The following is a 12,043-nucleotide window of genomic DNA, read 5'->3' as shown; positions in this document are numbered from 1 at the left end:
GTATGTTGTATCTCCAAAAGTGGCGCTGTTGAAAGTCTTAAATACTTGCAACCAAAGCCTTAGACCATTGTCCGTTTAGTTCACCATATACACCTACCGACGAGCTAAGTAGCATATTTCTCATGGCCATTTGCGATTGTTGCGCTATTAAAACATCTTGTCGCGCATCCAACAACTCAAGATAGCCCAATTGCCCTTCTTTATACCCTGCGGTTGCTTGCTGATAAGCACTTTCGGCTGCAATCACTTGCTCATGTGCATAATTTAGTTGCACTCTAGCTTGTGACAAGGCACGTAATGAATACTCTGCCTGTGCCAAAACATGGGTTAAGGTTTGACGGTAGTCATAGTAGCTCGCCTCGCTCAGCGCCGCTTGCCTGTCTAACTGTGCCAATAATTGTGGGTAGCTAAACAAGGACCAGCTCAACGTGGGGGCTACCTGCCAACTAGATTGGGTATCATTAAAATTAACCCCAGTTGGATTAAGCACCCCAGCAAATGCCGAAAAACTAATGTCTGGATATAGCGCTCGCTCTGCACTTTGCGACAAGTAGCTTTGCTGTTTAAGCTTAGCAATTGCACTTTGTACATCACCGCGTTGCAGCAATGCATCTGATGCCGAATTTACGTTAATGGCAATCGCTAACGCTTCATAACGCGCTTGATCTAATGCATGCAGACCTAGTTTATCAATCGACTTGTTGGTCAACACGGCCAATGTCTGCTCTACTTGAGCCAGTTCTGTGGCAATGTGCGGTAAGCGTTGCTTGTGCTCAAAATATTGCGACTTGGTGCGGTTAAGCTCCAACTCCGTTGCCACGCCTTCTTTAACACGGATCTCAATAATGGCTATCGATTCTTCCAGTGCTGTAAGTTGCGCTTGAGTCAAGGCCTGAGTTTGCTTCAGCGCCTGCCATTGCAGGTAACTCTGGATGGTCGTTGTGACTAGCTCTCCAGCCAGAGCTTGATACTGACCTTGCTGCGCCTCTGCCGCGGATGCTGCTGCATCCGCCAACTTGGCAATACGACCCGATAAATCCACATCCCATGTTATTGCACCGCCACTATTTAGTGATTCATTAATTGGGCCTTGCAGTCCATTCGTAAGTACTGTGGTACCGCGCTGCGCGGCAAGATTAATATTACCTTGTGGTAGACGAGCGCGCTGAGCTTCACTTAACCCCGCCATTGCAGCGCGCAAACGCGCTGCAGAGGCTTTGAGGTTTTGGTTAGCAGACATCACATCCACCACCAGCTGATTTAAGTGCCTGTCCTCAAGTTGCTGCCACCAATTGGCTTCGTCAGAATTCGCAACTGAATTGAGTACCGCAGTGCCGTCAACTTGCGAGTTAAATGCCTGCTGACTTGCAACCACATCTTGCTCGTAGGAGGTGCTTGTACATCCCACCATTGCAGCAACAGCCAGACTTAAAATAGACAGTTTAATAATGCGCATGTTTATTGCTCCTTTGGCGTTACTAGACGATAAAATACAGGTGTAAATAGTAAGCCAAACACGGTTACCCCTATCATGCCGAAAAATACTGCGTTACCCATGGCTTGACGCATTTCTGCACCCGCGCCTGATGCCAATACCAGCGGGATAACACCTGCGGTAAACGCGATTGAGGTCATCAAAATTGGACGTAATCTTAGTCGACATGCTTCAATTATGGCCTCTAAATGTGTCGCACCTTGTACGTGCTTGTCTCTAGCAAACTCCACCATCAAGATGGCGTTTTTCGATGCCAATGCCACCAATACAATCAAGGCAATTTGCGTAAAGATATTGTTGTCACCACCTAGCATATACACACCAGCAAGTGCAGAGAATATCGTCATCGGTACGATTAAAATAATCGCCAGTGGTAAACGTAAGCTCTCGTACTGCGCCGCAAGTACCATGAAGACTAAAACCACAACCAATGGGAACACATACACCATAGTATTACCTGCCAAAATCTGCTGGTACGTGACTTCAGTCCACTCGTACGCCATGCCTTCAGGTAAAGTATTTGCCAGTACTTTTTCAATGGCTTGCTGCGCTTGATCTGAGCTGTAACCCGGCGCTGGGCTGCCGTTTAACTCTGCTGTGACATAACCGTTATAGTGCATCACACGATCCGGGCCAGTGGTTGCTTCAACGGTAACAACTGAACCCAGTGGCACCATGTTGCCCGCGGCATTGCGCACTTTCAGGTTATTAATTTGCTCTTTTTTCGCTCTAAATTCGGCATCTGCTTGCGCTTTCACTTGGTAAGTGCGGCCAAATAAGTTGAAGTCATTGACATAAACAGAGCCTAAATAAACTTGTAAAGCATCAAATACTTCCTGCAATGGAATACCTTGAATAAGCGCCTGCTCGCGGTCGATATTAATGTCCATTTGCGGCACTTGCACTCTAAAGCTGGAATAAAGGCCGGTCAGTGCTGGATCTTGCTGCGCCGCACCTATGGTCGATTGTAGCGCTGCAAACAATGCTTCAAACCCTTGGTTACCTCTGTCTTGAATTTGCAGTTTAAAACCACCGGTTGTGCCCAAGCCTAAAATTGGCGGCGGCGGGAATACCGCAACAAATGCCTCATCAATGGCTGCAAAGCGCATATTAAGCTGCATCGCAATTGCCTGCGCTGACAAGCTTGGGTCGTTTCTGTCTGCAAAGTCATCCAGTGGCGTAAACACAATGCCGCTGTTAGTGCTATTGGTAAATCCGTTTACAGATAAACCTGGGAATGCAACCGTGTGTGCAACACCCGGTACTTGCAGAGCAATTTCTTGCATCTGTTTAATCACTTCTTCAGTGCGGTCTAAGCTTGCAGCATCTGGTAATTGCGCCACGGCAACCAGGTATTGCTTGTCTTGCTGCGGAATAAAGCCACCCGGTACAGACTGGAACAAGCCAATGGTTGAGCCAACAAGTGCAAGGTAAACCACACCAACAACCACACTCATACGGATTAGCTTTTTAACGATGGCTTCGTAGCCTTTTGCACCTTTATCAAATAAGCGATTGAATGGCTTAAATAACCATGCGCCAAAAAGCTTATCTAGAATGCGTGTTAATCTGTCTTTTGGCGCATCGTGCGATTTTAATAAAATAGCGGATAGCGCAGGTGAAAGCGTCAGTGAGTTAAATGCTGAGATCAGCGTCGAAATCGTAATTGTAAGCGCAAATTGCTTGTAGAACTGACCCGATAAACCCGTAATAAAGGCCGTTGGAATAAATACTGCGCACAGTACAAATGCAATCGCGATAATTGGGCCTGTCACTTCCGTCATGGCAATTTTAGTGGCTTCGTATGGACTATGGCCATCTGCAATATTGCGCTCTACGTTTTCCACAACCACGATGGCATCATCCACAACAATACCGATTGCGAGTACTAGACCAAATAAAGATAAGGTATTAATTGAGACGCCTAACATTTGCATCACGGCAAACGTACCAATCAAAGATACCGGCACCGCAATCAATGGAATAATAGATGCGCGCCATGTTTGCAAGAACACCACAACCACTACAACTACCAATAAAATTGCTTCCATCAAGGTCATGATAACCGCGTCAATTGAACCGCGAACAAAAACAGTTGGGTCGTAAGCGATTTCATAAGTCATCCCCGCTGGGAATGTTTTCTCAAGACGTGCCATGGTTTCACGCACATCATCAGACAGTTCAATGGCGTTAGTGCCCGGACGCTGGAAAATCGGCATTGCAAGGGCTGGCTGGTTATCAAGCATTGCACGCAGTGCATAGTTTTCTTGTCCAAGTTCAACTCGAGCAATGTCTTTCAAGCGTGTCAGTGCGCCATTATCGCCCACTTTAATGATCACACTTTCAAACTCTTCAATGCTCTCTAAACGGCCTTTTACATTTAACAAAATTTGAAATTGGTTTTCTTCAGGTGTTGGTTGTGCACCCAATGAACCTGCTGCAACTTGTTGGTTTTGCGTACGCAGTGCATTGACCACATCTGACGCCGTTAAGTTACGTGCAGCCAAAGCGTCTGGGTCTAGCCAAACACGCATTGAATACTTTGCACCACCAAATAGCTGCAAATCACCCACACCCGGTAAGCGTTTGAGCTCATCTTTGATGTATAAGTCAGCGTAGTTTGCCATGTAAGCAGTATCTTGCTCACCATTGGGTGATACCAAGTGCACAACCAATGCAAGGTTGGGTGATGACTTTTGAGCTGTGACACCTAAGCGCTGCACCTCTTGCGGCAAACGCGGTAATGCATTGTTCACACGGTTTTGCACCTGTACCTGCGCTTGGTCAAGATCAGTACCTAGTGCAAACGTGACAGTCAACGTTAAACGCCCATCACTGGTAGCTTGCGAGCCGTGATACAACATATTCTCAAGGCCATTGAGCTCTTGCTCAAGTGGCGTTGCCACAGTCTCTGCGATGACTTTTGGGTTAGCACCCGGGTATGTCGCGTTAACAACAACTGTAGGCGGCACAACTTCTGGGTATTCACTGACCGGCAGTTGAAACAATGAGATAGCACCTGTGATGATAAAAATCATCGACAGCATGGCCGCAAAAATGGGCCTATTGATAAAAAAGTGGGAAAATTTCATAACGCTCTCTTAGTTTGCCGCACTGAGTAATAAAGAAGAGTCAGACTGTTTTAAAACAAACTGTGTATTTTCAAAGGCTAAACTGACAGAATTCGGGGTAATTGGCATACCTGGACCGACACGCGCAGGACCATTAACAGCAATGCGATCGCCCTCTTCTAAGCCCGATTTAATGGCACGAAACGCACCGTAGCGCTCGCCAAGCTCAACCAATCTGTACTGCAAGACATTGTTTTCATCGATGGTCAGGACAAAACGGTTTTTAAGATCTGTACCAATTGCACGCTCAGGCACAATGGCCATTTGCTGTGCATTTTGCGCACCGATTGAAACGCGAGCAAATGCGCCCGGCTTTAAGTGATGCTGCTGTGCATCAAATACTGCACGCACTCGCAATGTGCCAGTGTTGGGATTAATTTCGTTATCGATAAAATCAAGTTTACCTGCTACTTGTTTGGTCTCGCCCAAGCGCTGAAGCTGTACTGTGATCTGATCTTGTACAGATACACCAGCAAATTGGCGGCTCCATGTGCGCTCATCCACATCAAAATAGGCGTAAATTTCATCGTCAGAAACAATGGTCGTCAGCTCAGTTTCACCCGCTTTAACATAGTTACCTGTAGTGACGACTGCACGAGAAATAGTGCCGCTGATAGGCGCGGATACTTGGCTGAACTCTAAATCTAACTGCGCGCTTTGCAGACGTGCCTCAATGGCATTTTTGTTTGCAATCGCACTGCGAAGGGTTGCACTACGCTGTTCTGCTTCTTCTGTTGAAATGGCATTTTGTGCTACCAAACGATTTGCACGCGCGGCTTCACCTCGCGCTTGCTCTAAGCTTGCCTCAGCACTTTTTAACTGAGCGTTTAAAGTATCAATCTGAGCTTGGAAAGGTCTTGGGTCAAGGCTAAATAATAACTGACCTTTGTTGACGCGTTCACCCTCGGTGAATGCCATACGTTCAATTTGACCGGATACACGTGGTTTAAGTAAAACGCGTTCAGGCGCTTCTAAACGCGTGGTAAATGTGTGCCAAGATTGAACTTGTTCAAGCTCAACGCTTGCTACGTCAATAGTTAAAGGAGGCGGCTGTTGTCCTTGCTGTGCATTGGATTGACCACATCCACTTAAAACAAGGGCAAGGGCCACAGCACTGAGTGTAAAACCTAACTTTTTCATTTGTTGCTCCGCAGAAAATTAATATGCGGACATCGTACGCCTGTTATTAATGACGAAAAACAGTAGTTTTTTAAAAACATTAATGCCAGAATGGCACCAATAAACATTTATAGTGATGCCAAATATGGATACAACCAGTCGATTGATCATGTTGTTAGAAGTCGTTGAGCAAGGCTCTTTTTCAAAAGCGGCCGAAGTCAGAAACATAGATCGCTCAGTTATATCTAAACAAATCAGTAAATTAGAAGAGGAGCTTGGTGTACGTCTGCTCAACCGGACTACCCGCTCGTTTTCATTAACTGCCGCTGGCGCTGAAATGGTTAAAAAAGCAGCTGAGCTGAGAGTGTTGCTACAAGACACAGTGCAAATGGCAGAGAACTATCACCAAGAAGCCCGAGGTTTATTGCGTATCACCTCATCAAGTTACATCGGTAAATACTACCTGCTGCCGGTGATCAATGATTTCCAAAAACGTTTTCCGCAAGTCACCATAGAGTTAAGATTAGATGACCGCGTCATCGATATGGTATCCGAAGGCTTTGATCTGGCGTTTCGCGTTGGTGAACCGAGAGACTCGTCATTGATCGCACGTAAAGTGGCGCGAAACCGTATGTTAATTTTAGCCACACCACAGTTTATCGAGACCTATGGTGAGCCAAAAGACATGTCTGATTTGGCTGAGCTGCCAGCTGCTGCATACTCAAGTAACCACATCCGTTTTGAGTCTATCAGCTACATTGATGATAAAGGCAAACCTCAAGAGCAGCCTATTACGCCGGTGTTTAAATCTAACGATGGTGAAGCATTACTTGAAAAAGTGCTCTCGCATACTGCGTTTTGCACTGCGCCTGCCTTTTTCTTTGCCGATCATATCGATCACGCGCAGCTAGTACCTATGCTGACACATGTGAATTTACCTGACTACAGCGCCATGTATGCCGTTTATCCGCACCGCGATTTACCGGTCAGGACGCGATTATTTTTAGATGCTGCACGACATTATATCGGCGAAGCAGTGCCTCGTTGGGAGCACAATATCCCGGGTCTAGATAAGATGTATTTGCCGAAATAACCGAGTCAGAAAGCGAGTAACCCACTTTAAGAGTTTGATATAAACTACCGCTTTCTGACAAACGTATTTTGGCATATGCCATTTTCAAACAATTCACTTTCTGTGCAACTGAAATGAAGTGGCTCGGCTAACTCACCGAATAGACTCACCCCGCCCCCCAATATGATAGGAATAGTTGTAATGATCATCTTGTCAATCAAGTCTGATTTTAAAAAGCTTTGAATTGTAACGCCACCGTCTATATACAAATCTAAAAACCCTTGCGCATTCAATTTATCTACCAACTGGAGCAACCCTCCACTGACTAGCTTTACTTTGTCTTCATAACCTGAGGGAACACACTGCATGGTATTGCTCAAAACAAACACCGGCTTTGTATAAGGCCAATCGCAATCAAAGCCGCAAACTAACTCAAAAGTATTTCTGCCCATCACTAACCCGTCAATGGCAGCAATGTGATTGTCATACCCCAAATCCAGTTCTTGGGTGCCAGGAATTGAATGTAGCCACTCAATTGCGTTGTTTTTATCTGCAATATAACCGTCCAAGCTTGTTGCAATAAATACGATGTTCGCCATGACATCCTCATAGTTGATTTAAATAATAACTCCATTATTCTACGATGTAGAATATATAAATCAAATTAAGAATTCATAATGAGCAATACAGCCAAAAAACGCGGCCGTCCCCAAAAATCCCAAAGTGCACTAAGTAAAGCAGCTATCATTCGTGCCGCAAAAAACTTGATGGCAACAACAGGTAATATTCCCAGTATCCGCAAGCTATCAGCACAACTTGGGGTCGATGCGATGGCGATTTACCATTACTTTAAAAACAAAGATACCTTGTTAAAAGCCATTACCACCTCGCTAATTGAAGATATTTATACACCGCAAAACACAGAAGATTGGCAACAGGAGCTCAGTGCCCTATGCAAAAGTTACCTTGCGATACTGAGCCAGTATGATGGACTATTACACACTTTACTGAGCATGAAATCTGACAGCCCCGCAGAGGTCTTTATTAGCCGGTTTGAGCAAATTATCAGTGTCTTAGAACTAGATAGCAGCCAGTCTGAAGTTTTCTTACATCTGTTAGTAGACTACCTCCATGGGTTTTCACTGGCTATGAGCTGCGACAAAGGGAACACACTGAAAATTGATGGCATTGACAAACAGCTGGCATTTATTTGCCACTACTACCAACACTTAAAATCATGAGTCCTATGACTTTAATACACTTTTTAAAAAATAAGTGACTGATGTAAGCAAGCTTAACCGCTCACTTCTATTTTAAGACCGCTTAACTAGACAGCCACCCGCTTGGCACCTTTCCCATACTCAATATAACCAAGTACTTACAATAACAAAAAAAGGAAAATGCCATGAAAAGAATGAAACTAATAAATCACATAAAAACCATATCTATCACTATGGCCACGGCATTGTTGCTCACAGGCCCATGTGCCAATGCCAATGTAAATCTAGACCATAATGAAGGCGACAATCGCTTATCGCAATTACTAACAGACATTGAACAAGTACGAACTGTGCACAACATACCCGCTATAGGTGTCGCAATTGTTCAGCAAGGGCAATCTCCGATTACTCAAGGCTTTGGCTACGCCAACAAAGAAACAAATGAGCTAGCCACTGATAGACACTTATTTAGATTTGGTTCTGTCACCAAATTACTGCCCGGTATTGCAATTTTACAACTGCAATCCAAAGGCCTACTAGCACTTGATGACAGATTAAAAGATATTGCACCGAGTATTCAATTTAAAAACAAATGGCATAAAACCCACCCAATCCAAGTTCAGCACTTATTAGAGCATACCACAGGCTGGGACAGTCACGTGGCGGAGCAAAAAGCGCTAAATGATGACTCCATATCACTTGAGCAAGTGTTAACGCTTTACCCTGAAAGCCGAACAAGCCGCTGGGCACCAGGCACGAGAGTAGCATATAGTAATACAGGGCCAACCGTTGCCGCGAGAGTAGTTGAAGTTTTAACAGGCATGCGTTTTTCGGACTATGTTAATGAATATATATTTTCGCCACTATCAATGAAAAATAGCTCATTACTTAAACCTAAGAACTGGAATGAATTAGGCGCAATACCCTACTTAAACAATAACCTTCCTGTAGGCTACGAATATATGGCAACACGACCTGCCTCTTCTTTAACAGCTTCAATGCAAGATATATCAAAACTACTTATGCTATTTTTGCAACCTGAACAATCCGGAGTGCTCTCTCCCGCATCAGTATCTCGAATGCAAAAAATAGAAACAGAATTAGGAGTTAGTCTAGGTTTAAAATCATTTAAAGGGTTTTCACACAGTAAAGACATAATTAAGGGACAAACACTCTACGGTCACAACGGCGGGCTTCCAGGGGTAGTGAGTACTTTTAGATACCAGCCTCAGTTACAAGTGGGTTTTGCTATTGCCATGACAAAACAAAATGGCCCAGCATACCGAAAAGTAAAAGAGTTAATCACTGAATACTTACAACTACCAGAAAAAGTGAATCATGAGCCAAATTTACCTTTGAGTTATCATTTTTCCAACGCCAGTGGCCTATACACGCAACTTAATACAAGTATGAGTTTAGGCGATATCGTCGCCTATTTTAGCAATGCCGTGATTGTAACGACTCACAAAGAGCAACTATCATTTAAATGGCTATTAGGAGGCTATCAATTAAACTATTTTCAACAAGATGAGCAGCCTATACTTTATAACAAATATGGTGCAGCACAAGTTGCTTTTGCAGAAGATCCAATTGCAGGAAATGTGCTCGTTCGCAACTCTAAAATATACAAAAAGACACCAGCATGGGTATTCTATGCAAAGTTAGTATCACTCGCTTTAAGCGTGATTATTGTGCTTTCTAGCGTACTATGTCTGGTTTGTTCCTTACTAGTTAGTGTAGTAAAAAAACTATTAGGTAAGCCAAAATCGGCCTTTATAATTTGGAAAGCGTTAGCACTTTCTGCCTCTTTCATCGTTACGCTTACAGCGCTTCCTTTTATACTGTTAAGTGACTATATGTTACTAAATAATATGAGTTGGGTTTCACCTCTAGTGCAAGTTTGCTCAATATTATATCCCCTATTCGGTTTTGCTGCGGCAGCTTTTTGTTTATGCCAGTGGAAAAAAAGCATCAAAAGCTTTATAAATTATTACTTGGCTAGTATAGTAGCATCTCACTGTTTTTTATCTTTATTTTTAATAGGTTATAAATTAATAGGTGTCCAATTGGCATCTTAAAGCACTCATTGATATGGGCGTAAATTCGCCCAAACTTGCACTCACAAGTCTGGCTTTAAACAAAAACAACTATAAAAACTAATTACAGGCGCTTTCTATGTACTTTTTCCCACGAACATCTATTTTTTGGTTATATCATTTTTCCGCACTCATTATGATCATTAGTGTTGATTTGATCACCAGTATCGAGCATGGGAAAATTAATATGCATGTTTTAAAAGTATCTATGCTGTTTGCCTTTTTCTTTACTATTTCTACTCTCATATTTAGATATATATTCAACAATCGTGATTGGATCTCAGTACAATATCAAAAACAAATACCCAGATTATTAATCGCAGGAACAGTGTTATCTATTTTAGTTACTTTTTCGATAGTTACAGTCTGCTATTACGTCGATTTTTATAACTCTATTTATCTTCGCTATATTGGTGAAAATGTGTCATTGATTAATGCGTACACATCCAGCTTTATGTTAAGGCAATGCTTACAAACTCAATTATTTATTTGCTCTTGGATTTTTATTTATACAAGTATTACTCACCAAAAAAGAGCAATATCTGCAAAGCTACAAAGCTTGCAATTTGAAAACTCACTAAAGTCTGCACAATTAGAAAATTTAAACACGCAACTAAACCCTCATTTTTTGTTTAATACATTAAACAACATTCGCTTTATGATAGCCGAGTCAGTCGAAACGGCCGATGATATGATGGTCACTTTGTCCGAGCTGTTACGTTATGCACTGGAAATTACACAACAAGATAAAGTATCTCTTAACAGTGAGATTCAAATGCTAAATAAATACATGCAACTAATCAAAATACAGTACGAAGAAAAATTAATTTATTATACTGAGATTCAGAGTGGCCTATCAGAATATCAAGTACCGCCAATGATGCTACAGCTATTGGCTGAAAATGCAGTTAAGTACGGCATAGAAAGCTCAAAAACTGCTGGGAAAATCAACTTATCAATTACTCAATCGAAACAAAATTTAATTCTTCGACTGTCTAATACAATCCCTAAAGATATCAATACTACAACAACTAGCACGCAGATTGGCCTAGCAAATATTAGAGAGCGGTTATCACTACTTTATGGCCCTACAGGCTCCCTTGAAACACAGCTTAACGATAAGCAATTTATCGCGACTTTAACTTTGCCTAAGGAAGTGACATGTTAACAGCAGTTGTTATTGAAGATTCGAGGTTAGCCCGCAATGGCTTGATGCGTTTACTGGAGCCCTACACAGAAATAGACGTTATTGGTAGTGCAGATTGTGTTGCTAATGCATTAGAGTTGGTCAAAAGCTTTAGGCCTGAAGTACTCTTTTTAGATATCCATATGCCTGGAGAGAGTGGCTTCGATTTACTAGAACAGTTAGATTATTCTCCAAAAGTTATTTTTACAACAGCTTACAATGAGCATGCATTGAGGTCATTTGATTATAACGTTGTTGATTACTTATTAAAGCCAATTAATAAATCTCGGTTATGTGATGCTATTACCAAATTGACAGCATCAGACGTGGAGACACCTTCTGAAACTTTTCAAGAGCCAGAAATTGCGACCATGACTATGCAAAGTAAAGTATTTATTAAAGATGGTGGGCAATGTTATTTACTTCCGATAAAAGAGATTGATTATTTTGAAAGCTGTAAAAACTACACACGAGTTTTCTTTTCTAATAAAAATGCGTATATAAAAAAACCACTGAACAGTGTATTAAAACGCTTACCTGAATCAGACTTTTTTCAAGCGAACCGCCAACAGATCATAAATCTAAACTCAGTGACTAACACTGATTTAGGAGTTGGTGACACATGTGAAGTAACGCTTAATCATTGCACCTCAATTTCAGTTTCTAGGCGCAACTTACAAATAATGAAGGCTAAATTAGGTTTCTAATTTTAAGAAACTCTTTT

9 protein-coding genes are annotated in these 12,043 nt (G+C 42.5%); 5 read left to right on the top strand and 4 right to left on the bottom strand.

The window, feature by feature from the left end; genetic code table 11:
• Window positions 1-37: 37 nt before the first annotated feature.
• The 3 genes from S4054249_RS21100 to S4054249_RS21090 are packed head-to-tail and all read right to left on the bottom strand — an operon-like array spanning window position 38 to window position 5,766.
• A complete protein-coding gene (locus S4054249_RS21100) occupies window positions 38-1,456 on the bottom strand; it encodes a TolC family protein (RefSeq protein ID WP_046356490.1) in 1,419 nt (472 codons plus the stop codon).
• A 2-nt stretch (window positions 1,457-1,458) separates the two neighbouring features.
• Window positions 1,459-4,587, bottom strand: coding sequence for an efflux RND transporter permease subunit (locus S4054249_RS21095; RefSeq protein WP_046356491.1), 3,129 nt, complete (start codon window positions 4,585-4,587; stop codon window positions 1,459-1,461).
• Window positions 4,588-4,596: 9 nt separating this feature from the next.
• Window positions 4,597-5,766, bottom strand: coding sequence for an efflux RND transporter periplasmic adaptor subunit (locus S4054249_RS21090; RefSeq protein ID WP_046356492.1), 1,170 nt, complete (start codon window positions 5,764-5,766; stop codon window positions 4,597-4,599).
• A 124-nt stretch (window positions 5,767-5,890) separates the two neighbouring features.
• Between S4054249_RS21090 and S4054249_RS21085 the strand changes: the two genes are divergently transcribed.
• Window positions 5,891-6,838, top strand: a complete 948-nt coding sequence (locus S4054249_RS21085) for a LysR family transcriptional regulator (protein ID WP_046356493.1) — start codon at window positions 5,891-5,893, stop codon at window positions 6,836-6,838.
• Window positions 6,839-6,882: 44 nt separating this feature from the next.
• Here the strand turns inward: S4054249_RS21085 and S4054249_RS21080 are convergent, their stop codons facing one another.
• Window positions 6,883-7,416, bottom strand: a complete 534-nt coding sequence (locus S4054249_RS21080; RefSeq protein WP_046356494.1) for a dihydrofolate reductase family protein — start codon at window positions 7,414-7,416, stop codon at window positions 6,883-6,885.
• A 78-nt stretch (window positions 7,417-7,494) separates the two neighbouring features.
• On the opposite strand from S4054249_RS21080, the gene S4054249_RS21075 reads away from it, so the two are divergent.
• The 4 genes from S4054249_RS21075 to S4054249_RS21060 all read left to right on the top strand — a co-directional run bounded on the left by S4054249_RS21075 (window position 7,495) and on the right by S4054249_RS21060 (window position 12,026).
• Window positions 7,495-8,058 carry a TetR/AcrR family transcriptional regulator gene (locus S4054249_RS21075; protein WP_046356495.1) on the top strand — a complete coding sequence of 188 codons (564 nt, stop codon included), beginning with the start codon at window positions 7,495-7,497 and terminating at the stop codon, window positions 8,056-8,058.
• 164 nt (window positions 8,059-8,222) lie between these two features.
• Window positions 8,223-10,115 (top strand): serine hydrolase domain-containing protein, encoded by a 1,893-nt coding sequence (locus S4054249_RS21070; RefSeq protein WP_046356496.1) that lies wholly within the window; start codon window positions 8,223-8,225, stop codon window positions 10,113-10,115.
• Window positions 10,116-10,269: 154 nt separating this feature from the next.
• Complete coding sequence (locus S4054249_RS21065; RefSeq protein ID WP_235611280.1) at window positions 10,270-11,301, top strand: sensor histidine kinase; 1,032 nt, start codon at window positions 10,270-10,272, stop codon at window positions 11,299-11,301.
• Window positions 11,295-12,026: a LytR/AlgR family response regulator transcription factor gene (locus S4054249_RS21060; RefSeq protein WP_046356497.1), complete on the top strand. Its 732-nt coding sequence runs from the start codon at window positions 11,295-11,297 to the stop codon at window positions 12,024-12,026. The genes S4054249_RS21065 and S4054249_RS21060 overlap by 7 nt, the downstream gene beginning before the upstream one ends.
• The last annotated feature ends 17 nt before the right edge of the window (window positions 12,027-12,043 follow it).

This window comes from Pseudoalteromonas luteoviolacea (assembly GCF_001750165.1).
Taxonomy (GTDB): Bacteria; Pseudomonadota; Gammaproteobacteria; order Enterobacterales; family Alteromonadaceae; genus Pseudoalteromonas; species Pseudoalteromonas luteoviolacea_G.
This window is presented reverse-complemented; position numbering and strand designations above follow the sequence as displayed.